The organism is Azonexus sp. R2A61, assembly GCF_021401135.1.
Classification (GTDB): Bacteria; Pseudomonadota; Gammaproteobacteria; order Burkholderiales; family Rhodocyclaceae; genus Azonexus.
This window is the reverse complement of the sequence record NZ_JACBFO010000002.1, coordinates 110,981-124,728: the sequence shown is the minus strand read 5'-3', so window position 1 is coordinate 124,728 and position 13,748 is coordinate 110,981. Positions and strand designations below refer to the sequence as shown.

At 58.9% G+C, this 13,748-nt stretch carries 13 protein-coding genes; 8 read left to right on the top strand and 5 right to left on the bottom strand.

What is annotated here, in order from left to right:
• Positions 1-7 precede the first annotated feature (7 nt).
• The 3 genes from L0962_RS05745 to L0962_RS05735 all read right to left on the bottom strand — a co-directional run bounded on the left by L0962_RS05745 (position 8) and on the right by L0962_RS05735 (position 2,388).
• Positions 8-1,228: a hypothetical protein gene (locus tag L0962_RS05745; protein ID WP_234085398.1), complete on the bottom strand. Its 1,221-nt coding sequence runs from the start codon at positions 1,226-1,228 to the stop codon at positions 8-10.
• Complete coding sequence (locus tag L0962_RS05740; RefSeq protein ID WP_234085397.1) at positions 1,197-1,877, bottom strand: hypothetical protein; 681 nt, start codon at positions 1,875-1,877, stop codon at positions 1,197-1,199. Before L0962_RS05740 ends, L0962_RS05745 begins: the two co-directional genes overlap by 32 nt.
• A gap of 91 nt (positions 1,878-1,968) precedes the next feature.
• On the bottom strand, positions 1,969-2,388 hold the full coding sequence (locus tag L0962_RS05735; protein ID WP_234085396.1) for a hypothetical protein: 420 nt from the start codon (positions 2,386-2,388) through the stop codon (positions 1,969-1,971).
• 172 nt (positions 2,389-2,560) lie between these two features.
• Here L0962_RS05735 and L0962_RS05730 point away from each other — a divergent pair, with 172 nt between their 5' ends.
• Complete coding sequence (locus tag L0962_RS05730; RefSeq protein ID WP_234085395.1) at positions 2,561-2,806, top strand: helix-turn-helix domain-containing protein; 246 nt, start codon at positions 2,561-2,563, stop codon at positions 2,804-2,806.
• A 331-nt stretch (positions 2,807-3,137) separates the two neighbouring features.
• Here L0962_RS05730 and L0962_RS05725 read toward each other — a convergent pair whose 3' ends face one another.
• Together L0962_RS05725 and L0962_RS05720 are read right to left on the bottom strand one after the other, a co-directional pair.
• Complete coding sequence (locus L0962_RS05725; protein WP_234085394.1) at positions 3,138-4,538, bottom strand: heavy metal sensor histidine kinase; 1,401 nt, start codon at positions 4,536-4,538, stop codon at positions 3,138-3,140.
• Positions 4,535-5,212, bottom strand: a complete 678-nt coding sequence (locus tag L0962_RS05720) for a heavy metal response regulator transcription factor (RefSeq protein WP_027458833.1) — start codon at positions 5,210-5,212, stop codon at positions 4,535-4,537. Before L0962_RS05720 ends, L0962_RS05725 begins: the two co-directional genes overlap by 4 nt.
• 247 nt (positions 5,213-5,459) lie before the next feature.
• Here L0962_RS05720 and L0962_RS05715 point away from each other — a divergent pair, with 247 nt between their 5' ends.
• From L0962_RS05715 to L0962_RS05685, 7 genes are all read left to right on the top strand, one after another.
• Positions 5,460-6,032 (top strand): cytochrome c, encoded by a 573-nt coding sequence (locus L0962_RS05715; protein WP_234085393.1) that lies wholly within the window; start codon positions 5,460-5,462, stop codon positions 6,030-6,032.
• A 96-nt stretch (positions 6,033-6,128) separates the two neighbouring features.
• The gene (locus L0962_RS05710) at positions 6,129-6,569 is read left to right on the top strand and encodes a DUF411 domain-containing protein (RefSeq protein ID WP_205205072.1); all 441 of its coding nucleotides are present in this window, start codon (positions 6,129-6,131) and stop codon (positions 6,567-6,569) included.
• Between the two features lie 21 nt (positions 6,570-6,590).
• Positions 6,591-6,935: a copper-binding protein gene (locus L0962_RS05705; protein ID WP_027458831.1), complete on the top strand. Its 345-nt coding sequence runs from the start codon at positions 6,591-6,593 to the stop codon at positions 6,933-6,935.
• 143 nt (positions 6,936-7,078) lie between these two features.
• A complete protein-coding gene (locus tag L0962_RS05700) occupies positions 7,079-8,287 on the top strand; it encodes a TolC family protein (protein WP_232422798.1) in 1,209 nt (402 codons plus the stop codon).
• Positions 8,284-9,873, top strand: a complete 1,590-nt coding sequence (locus L0962_RS05695) for an efflux RND transporter periplasmic adaptor subunit (RefSeq protein ID WP_234085392.1) — start codon at positions 8,284-8,286, stop codon at positions 9,871-9,873. The genes L0962_RS05700 and L0962_RS05695 overlap by 4 nt, the downstream gene beginning before the upstream one ends.
• Positions 9,874-9,884: 11 nt before the next feature.
• Positions 9,885-13,019 (top strand): efflux RND transporter permease subunit, encoded by a 3,135-nt coding sequence (locus tag L0962_RS05690; RefSeq protein ID WP_027458828.1) that lies wholly within the window; start codon positions 9,885-9,887, stop codon positions 13,017-13,019.
• Complete coding sequence (locus L0962_RS05685; RefSeq protein ID WP_027458827.1) at positions 13,016-13,405, top strand: c-type cytochrome; 390 nt, start codon at positions 13,016-13,018, stop codon at positions 13,403-13,405. Before L0962_RS05690 ends, L0962_RS05685 begins: the two co-directional genes overlap by 4 nt.
• The last annotated feature ends 343 nt before the right edge of the window (positions 13,406-13,748 follow it).

Genomic DNA, 13,748 nt, shown 5'->3' with positions numbered 1-13,748 from the left:
GGTCGAGCTAACCGTTTGGTAGCATCATTGGGCAGGTGAACGGGAGGTGGTCATGCCCGGCCAGCAGATCCCGGGCCTTGGACGAGATATTCCCAAGTTTTCCATCGGCCAAGCTCTTGCTGACTACATCGGATTCGCCCAAGGCGATCAGGGCCCTCACCGCAGCCATCTTGTGTTGAATAATCGTTGCATTCAGCATGACTCGCTCAAGCATTTCGGTAGTGCCAGGTCGGTTGCGGCAGACCAGCACGTTAGCAGCCAAGAAGGGGGCATACCCAACCTTCTGACCGGATACGGCATACTGAGACCCTGGAACGAGCATTTTGGCGATGCCGGCTTCTAGGATATGCACATAGGGATCGATCGAGGCATTGGCGGGCTCGGCCATCACCAGCGCCCGAAGTGCCGCATGTTCAGTTTCACCCCAGGAATTTAGGGCAGAAAAAGGGGATTCGAGCGGCAGCACCTTCCTCAGTGCCGGCGTGAAAGCTGCTACGCGATGTTTCTCCACCCAGTAGGCTGCCGACTTGAACTGGACGATATCAATGGGTGAAAGCGACTTGGCATTGAGGCGAGCCTCGATGTCGGCCGAGGTGGGCTCGACAAATTTGATCGCCCAACCGTCCATGTGTATTTTCCTCGGACCATAAGCCGAATCATCTCGATCGGTGAATTTCGCCGACTGGGCATCGAACACTACCCCATCCGATCCAGCCAAGCGCTCGTCGGCTTTATCCCGAAATCTCTCGTGGACCTTGCTGAGGCATTTCAGAGTCGCCTTGTCACCGGTGTAGTCGCCCGAAGTGTAGTAATCCACGAAAGGAGCGATCGGTTGAAGATAGACCCAGTCGTCACAATCGGCCCGGTGAAGCACCCGGAAGTATTGGGTGACCGGCACCTGGCCGGTGAAGGCCACATAGGCGCCGCTCTTGTTGTTTGACGCCAGCACTTCGACGGGGCGGTTTCCGATCAGGGGCGCCTTCCCCGGTGAAGGCTGCAGGCGGATGCGGGGATTGGGGTTGTCGGGGTCGTCTGGAACCGAGTTATTAACGTCCTTGCCCATGATCGAGGCGGCAGCCGTCCGGAATTCGGGCGGAGACTGCGGGCGGTAGGGCTTGGCCGATCCCAGGCCGGTGCAACTCGCAAGAACCGCCGCGAGGGGAAGGAGCCAAGTGGCACGCGGCACGATCTCGAACTCACGGAAGGTTGGTGCCGGGGACTTGCGCATCCGAGGCTTTCAACTGATAGAAGGGGGCCAGGGTGTTTTCCAGGACATCGGCGATAAGGACATCCAACAATAGCTTCTCGTGCCAAGTCTGCGCCTTCACTCGCCAGAAGACGCCGTCGCCGTACACGCGCATCTCGACGTAGCTTCGCACCTGATTGCATTTTTCATTCAAGCACCAGCCACGCGGGTCGCCGGTCAGCATTTTGTTGAAACGCCCGGCGATGCCGGTTTTCTGGCTGATCCAGAGCAGGAGATCCGGAACGGAAATGGCGCCGCGGTAGGTACCGACCGCCCCGATCTGCAGGAGGTCGACGGTCTGGTAATGCGGATCGGCTGGCTTGTCGTCCACCTGGACCGTACGCTCAAGAACCTCGCCCAGCGGGCCGACGATGTCCTGCTTAGCCAGGGCCGAGATGATGTAGGTGCCGTTGAACCTGAACCGCGCATCCGCCGATGACGAATCTTCCACGACGGCGAACCCCTTGGCCCTCAGCTTCTCCTGGAGGATCTGCGTCATTTTCGGACTGCCTTCGAAACTGACGAAGATTCGCTGATGAACTGTGTCGGCTGGCGGCAAGCTCTTGCTGATAACTTCCCGCTGGATCTGGGGCGGCTCGGATGCCGGGGTATCCGAACACCAGCCGAGCATGGGCGCGGTGCCTAGGAGGAGAGTGATCGCCAGAGAACGAATCCCCACAGACGGGGCGGGAAAAAATCGGGTGGCCGACAACTTTGGGTGATTATGGCTTGTCATAGCCCCGGGGCACCGATTCGTCGATTGCTTGGCGGGCCATCGCGCATTGCTCGCTCGTAAAGCGCCTTCCAGCTGTGCGCTGATTGGCGTATATCTTGGCCGTGACCAGGGCGATGCCGACCTCTCGATCGACGTCGTGATCGGCGGTTGGTCCTTTGGCTTCTATGCGGATCAGTCGGGCAAATTCCTTGGAGTAGTACTGGCCGATCGCTTCTTCCCGGTAACTACATGCCTTGCCCAGGGACGTGGCGTTGCCAAATTCTTCCAGAAACCGCTTCGCCGACGGGGTGGCGGCGGCAATAGCGGCAGCATCGGAGGCGGCGTACGTCGGAGCCGAAGACAGGCAAACGCTGATCGCCAGGCCATGGAGGACCAGCCAGGCCGTATTCATCGTGGATTTCGTCATGGGTCGGTCGCTCTTCTGTTAATGGTCACGTCGTCGGCCGGTAACCGGTTCGCGTGGGATCGTGTTTAGGCGTATTGCAATGGAATAATCATTGTACCGAAACGAGATGTATAAACGGTAGAGTTTTGCGCTGTAGATACAAAGGCCGTAGCGGGTCACTCTCTGCCGTACTATGGGTACGTATAAACATCAAACGGGGGAGGCTCGCCGGCGGATCGCCGCCAACGTCCGGCGGCTGAGGTTGGAGCGGGGCTTAAGCCAGGAAGGAATGGCCGAGTTGGCGGATTTCCACCGAACTTATGTGTCGCAACTCGAACGCTGCGTCACCAATATCTCTATCGATGGGCTGGAGCGGCTTGCAATGGCATTGGGCGTAGATGTCGCAGAATTGCTTGAAGACACAAAAATATCTTCGTGAAGGACGCCTAATCGCCTTTGTGTTGAGCTTCACATAAGGCTTAGGACTGCCAATTGTCACTGCTATCAGGCCGGTTGTCGGCCTGAGTTGCCATTCGACACTCTGGCTGAAATTGTCGGCAATGCGGCGGTAAGCGACCCTTTGACCTTACTACAGAGGCAAGGTCAAGCGAAGAAACTGGCTAAAAATGTTTCGCCGAAGCCCTTAGCCTTCCCTCGATGATGGGTTTTGAACACCCACAAGAGATTCAAATGGCCCCCTCGTCTGTTTCTAGCCCTGTAGTTGAGTTAGAACTTGGTATTGGCGGGATCGATTTACAAAAAGCGGCCCCCTACTGATGGGCACAGGGTAAAGAAAGTGTGAAGCGCGTTTTTCCACCTTCCGAGTTGACGCCAACATCCCCGCCATGAGCCAACACAATAGATTGGGTTATCGCCAGCCCTAAGCCTGAATTTTCGGTCGTGCGCAGGCGCGAACTGTCGACACGGTAGAAACGATCAAACAGGCGGGGCAAATGTTCGGTAGGGATATCGCTCCCTGTGTTCTCGACGGAGACCAAAATCCTACCTTCACGGTTATTGTCGACTCGAACGGTAACCTTGCCCTCGTTCGGCGTGTGGCGCAGCGCGTTGGATAGCAGATTGCTAACCGCCCTGCGCAACATCAATCGGTCGCCGACGATTTGGCCGTTACCTGTGAGCGACAAGGCTATCGATTTCTCTTCGGCAAGCACGCCGTAATACTCCAGCAAATCGCCAATTTCCTCGGCAAGGTCTATCGGCTCCTGATTGGGGATGATCTGGTTGTTGTCGGCCTTGGCCAGGAAAAGCATGTCGGAAATGGTTCGCGACAAGCGTTCGAATTCTTCCGTGTTCGACGCCAGGGTGTCCCGGTAGTCTTCTGCGGAGCGTGCTTTCGAGAGCGTGACCTGTGTCTGGGTCAACAGATTGCTGACCGGCGTTCGCAACTCATGAGCCAAGTCCGATGAAAAATCCGACAGGCGCTGAAAGGACTCTTCCAAGCGCGAAAGCATGCCATTCAATGTGTCGGCCAGATCCGCCAATTCGCGGGGGATGGCTTCGACCGGCAAGCGGGTATGCAGGCGATTGGCGGTGATCTCAGCCGCCTGCCGCTTAATGGCCAGTAAAGGCGACAGGCCGCGCCGGACGACAAACCAGCCGAGCAATCCCATCGCCAGAGTCGCCAGGCTCATGAACCCCCACAAAGTCTGCCGGAAGGAAGTCATGAAGTGCTCGTGATGGGTGATTTCGGTGGCAATTGCCACGGTGTAACTAACGCCACCATCGGTGCCTTTGACCATCGAGGAAACTCCCCGCCATGGCTGGCCGTCGTTGCTGTTCCATTTGACGGGTTGCTCGCGCCTTGGTGTCGCGCCAATGCTTAGTAGATCCTGCGGAAACACCATCGCTTCGTTGGCATACAGCATTTCGCCATTCTGGTCATAGACGGCAACGATCAACCCGTGATGCCCCGTCAGCGCATCGTCCAATTGCTGGGTCAGTGTCTCTTTCGGCTGACTATCTGGTTTTCGTTCCAAGATATGCCTTGCCAACTGCATTTTGCCGGTCAGCACATCCAAATCCTGCTCTTCGAAGTGGCGCTCAACCGCATTGCCGATAAGCAGGCCGAGCAGGAACAGCACAAAGGCCGAGGCCAGCGCGAACAGCAGAGTCAGCCGGAGTGTCAGTGAGGGGCCGCGGATTGGGGTCAATCGGTAATCTCCAAAACATAGCCCATGCCGCGCACGGTCTGAATCAATTTGGGTTCGTACCCCTCATCAATCTTGACCCGAAGGCGTTTGATGGCGACCTCAATGACGTTCGTGTCGCTGTCGAAATTCATGTCCCAAACCTGGGAGGCAATCAGCGACCGAGGCAGCACTTCGCCCTGGCGGCGTAACAGCAGTTCAAGCAGCGCGAACTCCTTGGCGGTCAGATCGATGCGTTTGCCGGCGCGATTGACCCGGCGGCGCAGCAGGTCGAGTTCGAGGTCGGCGGCGCGCAGGAACTCGGACTCCTTCGCCTTGCCGCCCCGCCGCAGCAGGGTCCGGACTCGCGCCAACAGTTCGGAGAAGGCAAAGGGCTTCACCAGGTAGTCGTCGGCGCCCAACTCCAGTCCCTTGACCCGGTCCTCGACCTGGTCGCGTGCCGTCAGAAACAGTACCGGCATTTCCTTGCCGGCTCGGCGAATACCTTGCAACACCTGCCAGCCGTCGATGCCCGGGAGCATGACGTCGAGGATCGCCAGATCATAGGCCTCGGTCAGCGCCAGATGCAGCCCGTCGAGGCCATTGACGGCCAAATCCACGACGAAGCCCGCCTCGACCAACCCCTGCTTGAGGTAAGAGCCGGTTTTGGTTTCGTCTTCCACCACAAGAATTTTCATCGTTCTCTCCACCAATCATTGGCTATTGATGGCGCATTTTCCGTCGCTTTTAAAGGCCGATTGCCTAGATTACGGAAATGTAATCCGCAAGTCAGCAAGATGTTGGTTTGGTAAAGACAAAATAGCAATTTCGGAGCAAGACCAATTGGACTCCGCATACCCTTACTGAGAAAAAACTATGTGCAGATTTATTTGGGGTGCTCTGGCAACCATCGGCTTGGGCGCGGCAACGGCGGGGATCGTCGTCGTGGCAGGCGTCGTCGATGTCGGCGCCGATACCCCCCACAGTTCATTCACCTACCAGGCGCTGACGTTTGCCCGCGAAAGAGCCATTGCCAGCCGTACGGGTGAAATCCAGACCCCGGCTGATCTTGCCGATCCCGAGCGCGTGCGACGCGGGGCCGGCAACTATGCGGCAATGTGCGTCAATTGCCACCTGTCTCCGGAAGCGCCGGATTCGGAGATTGGCAAGGGGTTGTATCCGACTCCCCCCAATCTTTCCGAAAAACCGGCGGCGCCATCGTCACGTGACGCTGCCCGCGATTTCTGGATCATTAAGCACGGCATCAAGGCTTCCGGTATGCCGGCCTGGTCGAAGGGCGGCATGGAGGATGAGGCCATTTGGGACCTGACGGCCTTCCTGCAAAAGATGCCTTTGCTGTCGGCGACCGCCTACGAGCAACTGGTGGCAGCCAGTGACGGTCATTCCCATGGCGGACTGGAAGGCCACGAAGAGGCACCAGCAGCCCCGGTCGAGGAAAAGCCGGTGGCCAAGGGCAAAAATGCGCACAGCCATGACCACGGAGCGCACAAACATTAACCCCATAAAGATTACAAAAATGTAATCCGACGGACAGCAAATTGTTGGCGTCGGCTATCCATACTGACGCCACTCGACTGACACAGGAGCTTCGCCATGCGTAACCCCTTTCTTGTTCTTGCTTTGAGCTCCGTCCTCGGCGCCGGCCTTTCCACTGCCGTGGCGGCCGGCGAAATGGTGGATGTTTACAAGAGCCCGAATTGCGGTTGCTGCGGCAAGTGGGTCGATCATCTGAAAAATGCGGGCTTCGAGGTCCGCTCGCACAACGTCATGGACGTCCCGGCGGCCCGCAAACAATTGGGGATGCCCGATCGGCTGGGCTCCTGCCACACCGCCAAGGTGGCCGGCTATGTGGTCGAAGGCCATGTGCCGGTTGCCGACATCCAGCGTCTGCTCAAGGAAAAACCGAAAGCCCTCGGCATCGCGGTGCCGTCGATGCCGCCAGGATCGCCGGGCATGGAAAGCCCGAGACCCGTCCCCTACAACACGATGCTGGTCCAGGCCGGTGGCGAAACCAGCATCTTTGCCAAACATTGATCCCCCAAACAGGAGAAACTCATGAAAGCACTTATCACCGCCTCACTGATCGCCTTTTCCACCCTCGGCGCCGTTTCTGCCCAAGCTGCAAGCGACCATGCCGGGCATGCCATGGCCTCGCCGAGCGCCGCGTCTGCTGAAATGCAGATGATCGACGCTCAGGTCAAGAAAGTGGACAAGGCAGCCGGCAAAGTAACCTTGTCGCATGGCCCACTGACCAACCTGAACATGCCGGCGATGACCATGGTACTCAAGGTTTCCAATGTCGCCTGGTTGGACCAGATGAAAACCGGCGATAAGATTCGCTTCATGGCCGAAAACGTGAATGGTGCCATCACCGTCGTCCATTTCGAACCCGCCAAATAACCCAATCGACTGACGGCGAGACGGTGCTTACCTCTCGCTGTCAGCATGCTTCATAAAAACAAATATTGCAGGGAGGTCGCATGCGCCGACTCAGGCCGTTACCCATTTTGATCCTGGCGCTTGCCACCGCCTTTGGGTCGCCCGTGCTTGCCCAAGACGCCGCCCTTGGTGCGAACGTGGACAGCCTGATCAATTATGCCAAGACACGCAATCCGGAGTACGCCGCGATGCAGGCCGAGGCCGAAGCGTCAGGCGAGCGGGTGACGCCGGCCGGTGCCTTGCCCGACCCGAAGTTTCGGACCGAGTTGCGTGACATAACGCGGATGGGCGAACAGAGTGCCACGCTAGCCCCAAATCGCGTCGGCAGCACCCGTTACTTGCTGATGCAGGACATACCCTGGTTCGGCAAGCGTGACCTGAAGCGCGAAATCGCCGAGCTTGAAGCCGACGGCGCCAAGGGACGTGCGTTGGGCACCTGGGCCGATGTTGCCGGGCGGATCAAAGTCAATTTTGCCCAGTTGTATTTCGTACACCGCAATGAGCAACTGACCCGGGAAATCCTCGACCTGATGACCCGCCTGGAAAAAGTCGCCCAGGTTCGTTATTCCGGCGGCCTGGCGGCGCAGCAGGATGTTATCCGCGCCCAGGTTGAGCAGACCAACATGCGCAACGAATTGATTGCGCTGGAAACCGAACAGCACCACCTGCATGCCCGGCTGAATGCCTTGCTGGCCCGCCCAAGCAATGCGCCCTTGCAGGAACCAGCGCAGTTGCGCAAGCTGCCGACTCCCGTGGCGCTGGATTACGCCACGTTGGAAGAGCGCGTGCGAACCCGCAACCCGCAACTGTTCGCCGACGAATCGAAAATCAAGGCCGCCGAGAAATCCCGCGACCTGACCTACAAAAACCGCTATCCCGATTTTACGCTGGGCGTATCCCCCATCCAGTACCAGAGCGCCATCAAGGAATGGGAGTTGATGGTCGAGCTGAATATCCCGCTGCAGCAGTCTTCGCGCCGGGCGCAGGAGCGAGAATCGGAATCGATGCTCAATGCCGCCCGCTCGCGCAAGGAAGCCACTACCAACCAAGTCTCCGCCGAACTGGCCGAGGCCCTGGCTGGTATCGAAGCCGCCCGCCGCACGGAAAACCTGCTGGCCAACAGCCTACTGCCGCAGGCCGAACTGACCTTCAAGGCGGCGCTGGCCGGGTATGAGACCGGCAAGGTCGATTTCGCCACCTTGCTCGATGCCCAGCGCCAAATCCGGCAGGCCCGACAAAACCAGCTTAAGGCCCAAGTCGACGCCCAGATGCGTCTGGCCGAAATCGAACGTCTTTTAGGGGAAGATCTATGAACAAGGGTGCAGGACTGACCATCGGCGTTATTGCCGTTGCTGTGGCTGCCGGTGGTGGTTACTGGCTGGGCGGACGTGGCGGCGCTTCCCATGGCGATGCGGCACCGGTCACCAGCGCCCCGGCCGAGCCGGCCAAGAAAGAGAAAAAGCTGCTGTTCTACCGCAATCCGATGGGACTGCCCGACACCTCGCCGGTGCCCAAGAAAGACCCGATGGGGATGGATTACATCGCGGTCTATGAGGGAGAGCAGGACGACGATCCGGCATCGGCCAACCAGATAAAGATAAGCACCGAAAAAGTACAGAAACTGGGCGTTCGAACCGAAGCCGCCCAATTGCGCATCCTTGACAAGGTGGTACGCGCCGCCGGTCGGATCGAGCCGGACGAGCGCCGCATCTACGCGATTTCTCCTAAGTTCGAGGGCTACGTCGAACGCCTGCACGTCAATGTCACGGGCCAGCCGGTCAGCAAGGGGCAGCCGCTGTTTGAGGTGTATAGCCCGGAATTGGTTTCCGCCCAGCGCGAATACGCGATTGCCGCCCAAGGCGTCGAATCGCTGAAGGAAGCCGGCGGCCAAGCGCGGGACGGCATGAAGCAACTGGCCGATTCAAGCCTGTTGCGTCTGAAAAACTGGGATATATCGGAGGAGCAGGTCAAGGCGCTGGCAAAATCCGGTGAAGCACGGCGCACGCTGACTTTCCGCTCACCGGTCGCCGGCATCGTCACCGAAAAGAAAGCCCTGCAGGGCATGCGTTTCATGCCGGGCGAGGCGCTTTATCAGGTGGCCGACCTCTCGGCGGTCTGGGTGGTTGCCGATGTCTTCGAGCAAGACATTGGTCAGGTCAAGACCGGCGCCAAAGCCAAGGTCAGGATCAATGCCTACCCGGACAAAGTGTTCGAAGGCACGATTACCTACGTTTATCCGACCCTGAAGGCCGAGACGCGGACGGTGCCGGTTCGGGTCGAACTGCCGAACCCCGGTCAGTTGCTGAAACCGGCCATGTTCGCCCAGGTTGAGTTGCCGGTCGGCGCAAAGGGAGAAGTCGTTACCGTACCGACCTCGGCCGTGATTGACAGCGGCACCCGCCGCATCGTGCTGGTCCAGGCGAAGGAAGGCCGTTTCGAGCCACGCGAGGTCAAGCTGGGGCAACGCAGTGACAACCATGTTGAGGTGCTTGAAGGCGTCAAGAATGGTGAGCCGGTGGTGGTTGCCGCCAATTTCCTGATCGACGCCGAAAGCAACCTGAAGGCGGCGGTCGGCGGTTTCGGCCATGCTAGCCACGGCAGCCAGCCGAAGCCGGAGTCAGCCAAGCCTGCTGCTGTCGGGCATCAGGCCGAAGGCACGGTCGAGGGGTTCGACGCCAAGGCAGGTATGCTGACGCTCAATCACGGGCCGGTCGCCAGTCTCAAATGGCCGGGCATGACCATGGAGTTCCAGGTCGCGACGCCGGCGCTGTTGAGCGGACTCAAACCGGGTGCGACGGTGGCCTTCGAGTTTGTCGAGCGCAAACCAGGTGAATGGGTCGTCACCAGCATCAAACCGATGGCTGGAAAAGTGGCGGCCAATCCCCACGCAGGCCACTGACAGGGGATACCATGCTCGCCAAAATCATTGAATGGTCGGGGCGCAACCGCTTCCTCGTCCTGCTCGCCACGCTGTTTGTTGTCGTCGGTGGTGTCGTTGCGGTCATGAAAACGCCGCTCGATGCCTTGCCCGACCTCTCAGACGTGCAGGTCATCGTCTATACCGAATACCCCGGCCAGGCGCCACAGGTCGTCGAGGATCAGGTCACCTATCCGCTGACGACGGCCATGTTGTCAGTGCCGAAGTCCAAAGTGGTTCGCGGCTTCTCTTTCTTCGGCGCGTCCTTCGTCTACATCATTTTTGAAGACGGCACGGACATTTATTGGGCGCGGTCCCGGGTACTGGAATACCTCAACTTTGCCGCCGGCCGCATGCCCAAGGGCGTCACACCGCAAATCGGTCCGGACGCCACGGGCGTCGGCTGGGTCTATCAATACGCGCTGCTCGCCAAGGACAAGACGCTGGCCGAACTGCGGACGCTGCAGGACTGGTATCTGCGCTATCAACTGACCAAGGCACATGGCGTCGCCGAAGTGGCTTCGATTGGCGGCTTCGTCCAGACCTACCAGGTCACGGTTGATCCGGTGAAGTTGCGCGCCTATGGCATTCCGCTAGCGGCGGTTTCAAAGGTCATTCGGGAATCGAACCGCGATGTCGGCGGGCGTGTCGTCGAGATGGCGGAAACCGAATACATGGTGCGCGGCAAGGGCTATCTGCGGGGCACAGGCGATATTGAAAATCTGGTGGTTAAGTCACAAGGCGGGACGCCCGTCTTGGTTCGTGACATTGCCCGTGTCGAACTGGCGCCGGACGAGCGGCGCGGTCTCACCGAGTTGAATGGTGAAGGTGAAGTGGTTTCCGGTATCGCCATGGCGCGCTACGGCCAGAACGCGCTGGAGGTCATTCACAACTTGAAGGAAAAAATTGGTGAGATTTCTGCCGGGCTTCCGGAGGGCGTGACGATCCAGACGGTCTATGATCGTTCGGAATTGATTCACCGTGCGATTGACACCTTGACGCGCACTTTGGCGGAAGAAAGTCTCATCGTCGCGCTGGTCTGCGTCGTATTCCTGATGCACATGCGCAGTGCTTTGGTAGCCATCCTGATGCTGCCGGTCGGGGTGCTGATTGCCTTCATCGCCATGCGATTGCTGGGAATGAACTCGAACCTGATGAGTCTGGGCGGTATCGCCATTGCCATTGGGGCGATGATCGATGCGGCCATCGTGATGATCGAAAACGCCCATAAGCACATCGAGCGTTTGCCGGAGGATCATACCCACGGGGATCGCATCGAGGCAATGATTGCGGCCTGCAAAGAGGTCGGCCCCGCACTGTTCTTCTCGCTGCTCATCATCACCGTTTCCTTCCTGCCCGTCTTTACGCTGGAGTCCCAGGAAGGACGTCTGTTCTCGCCCTTGGCCTACACCAAGACCTTCTCGATGGCGGGCGCTGCATTGCTGTCGGTGACGCTGGTGCCGGTGCTGATGATGCTGTTCATTCGCGGCAAAATCATGCCGGAATCGAAAAACCCGGTGAATCGTTTCCTGATCTGGGCTTATCGCCCGATCATCGCCGGCGTCATGCAATGGAAAAAGACCACTATCGTGGCCGCACTGCTCGCGCTGGTGGTCTCGATTTATCCGGCCAGCAAGTTGGGCTCCGAGTTCATGCCGACGCTGAATGAAGGCACGCTGTTCTACATGCCGGCTTCGCTGCCCGGGATGTCGATCACCAAAGCGGCGGAACTGTTGCAGACCCAGAACAAGATCATCAAGAGTTTCCCGGAAGTCTCATCGGTTTATGGCAAAGCGGGTCGTGCCAACACGGCAACGGACCCGGCGCCGACGGAGATGTTCGAGACGGTGATCAATCTGAAGCCGGAATCCGAATGGCGCCCTGGATTGACGACCGACAAGCTGATCGCCGAAATGGACAAGGCCTTGCAGTTCCCGGGCGTATCGAACGCTTGGACGATGCCGATCAAGGCGCGCATCGACATGCTGTCGACCGGCATCCGGACGCCAATCGGGATCAAGGTGTTCGGCAAGGATCTCAACGAGATGGAACGACTGGCCCGCGAAATCGAGACGGTCGTCAAGGCAGTTCCAGGCACTACCTCGGCTTTCGCGGAACGGATTACCGGCGGTTTTTACCTGAATATCGAACCGGACCGCACCCAGTTGGCCCGCTATGGGCTGGCGGTCGGCGATTTGCAGGATGTTATCGGCCAGGCCTTGGGCGGCGAGATGGTTACCACGACCGTCGAAGGGCGCGAACGGTTTGGCGTCACCGTGCGCTATCCGCGTGAACTTCGTTCCGATCCGCAGCAGATTGCCCGCGAGGTGCTGGTGCCGACCATGGAGGGGGCAATGATTCCGCTCGGCCAATTGGCCCGCGTCGAGGTGGCCAAGGGAACGCCCGGCATCCGGACTGAAAACGCGTTGCTTTCCGCCTATATCTTCGTGGACATTCGCGAACGCGACATCGGTGGCTATGTCGCCGATGCCAAGAAGGCGGTGGCGGAAAACGTGAAATTCCCGCCGGGCTATTACGCGACCTGGAGCGGCCAGTTCGAATCCATGGAGCGCGCGATCGAGAAAATGAAGATCGTCGTCCCGGTGACGCTGTTGATCATCTTTCTGCTGCTTTACCTGAACTTCAAACGTCTGACAGAGACCTTGATTGTCATGCTGTCGGTGCCGTTTGCGCTGGTCGGCGGGGTCTGGTTGATGTGGTTGCTCGGTTACAACCTGTCCGTTGCCGTCGCCGTGGGCTTCATCGCCCTAGCCGGGGTTGCAGCGGAAACCGGGGTGATCATGCTGATTTACCTTGATCATGCCTGGGAAGCGCTGAAGGCCAAGCGCCGGACGGAAAACCAAGCGCCAACCCTGCACGATCTCTACGAGGCCATCATGGAAGGCGCCGTGGAGCGGGTTCGCCCGAAGATGATGACGGTGGTGGCGATCATGGCCGGCCTGTTGCCGATCATGTGGGGTACCGGTACCGGCTCAGAAGTCATGAGTCGCATTGCGGCGCCGATGGTTGGCGGGATGATTTCCTCGACGGTGCTGACGCTCGCAGTCATCCCCGCCATCTACGCCCTGGTCAAGCAGTGGCGAATGAAACGGGGGATGGAGCAATGAGACACAAGCTTTCGCATTGGATTCCTGTGGCTCTTGTTGTGGCCATGCTGCCAAGCCTTGCCCAGGCTCAAGGCTGGAGCATTCCCAAACCCAGTCCCGGCCTAATGCCCAATCCCGGCACGGGCAAGGCGCTGTTCGCCAATCACTGTGCGGGCTGTCATGGCGGCGACTTGAAGGGATCGGAAAAGGGACCGCCCCTGCTGCACAAGATCTATGAGCCGTCACATCATGCCGATGCGGCGTTCCAGTTGGCCGTGGCCAACGGTGTGCGGGCCCATCACTGGAAGTTTGGCGACATGGCTCCGGTGAAAGGGGTGACGCCGGACGACGTCGCCCACGTCACCGCCTATGTGCGGGCTGAGCAGCGGAAGGTTGGCATCCAATAGCGGATGCTTCAAACAAAGCACTATCAGGGGGGAAACTGTCCAAAGAAGACGATTCAATGCGACCGTTTGAGGATGCCGTTGCCATTCTTGTGGTGCTCACCACCGATCTGAGAGACCATCATCGCGATGCCTTCGATGCGGCAATGCCGGATCTGTTGCGGCTTACGCGAGGCAAGGCATCCGCGCTGGCTTATGTGCGTCGGATTGTCGCTGTCGAACTGAACTCCCCCCATAACCCACAGTGGCAGGTTTCCGCAGGCGAATTCGAGAGGCGGAGGCAACAGGTCTTTCTGGGGCTAAGTGCCCAGACTCAATAGATAATCGCTCCCAGTGAACAGCACGG

Coding starts and splice junctions, on each gene's coding strand:
- L0962_RS05730 (WP_234085395.1), top strand. CDS start 2,561: ATGGGTACGTATAAACATCAAACGGGGGAGGCTCGCCGGCGGATCGCC.
- L0962_RS05740 (WP_234085397.1), bottom strand. CDS start 1,877: ATGCTCGGCTGGTGTTCGGATACCCCGGCATCCGAGCCGCCCCAGATC.
- L0962_RS05685 (WP_027458827.1), top strand. CDS start 13,016: ATGAGACACAAGCTTTCGCATTGGATTCCTGTGGCTCTTGTTGTGGCC.
- L0962_RS05705 (WP_027458831.1), top strand. CDS start 6,591: ATGAAAGCACTTATCACCGCCTCACTGATCGCCTTTTCCACCCTCGGC.
- L0962_RS05695 (WP_234085392.1), top strand. CDS start 8,284: ATGAACAAGGGTGCAGGACTGACCATCGGCGTTATTGCCGTTGCTGTG.
- L0962_RS05690 (WP_027458828.1), top strand. CDS start 9,885: ATGCTCGCCAAAATCATTGAATGGTCGGGGCGCAACCGCTTCCTCGTC.
- L0962_RS05720 (WP_027458833.1), bottom strand. CDS start 5,212: ATGAAAATTCTTGTGGTGGAAGACGAAACCAAAACCGGCTCTTACCTC.
- L0962_RS05710 (WP_205205072.1), top strand. CDS start 6,129: ATGCGTAACCCCTTTCTTGTTCTTGCTTTGAGCTCCGTCCTCGGCGCC.
- L0962_RS05745 (WP_234085398.1), bottom strand. CDS start 1,228: ATGCGCAAGTCCCCGGCACCAACCTTCCGTGAGTTCGAGATCGTGCCG.
- L0962_RS05735 (WP_234085396.1), bottom strand. CDS start 2,388: ATGACGAAATCCACGATGAATACGGCCTGGCTGGTCCTCCATGGCCTG.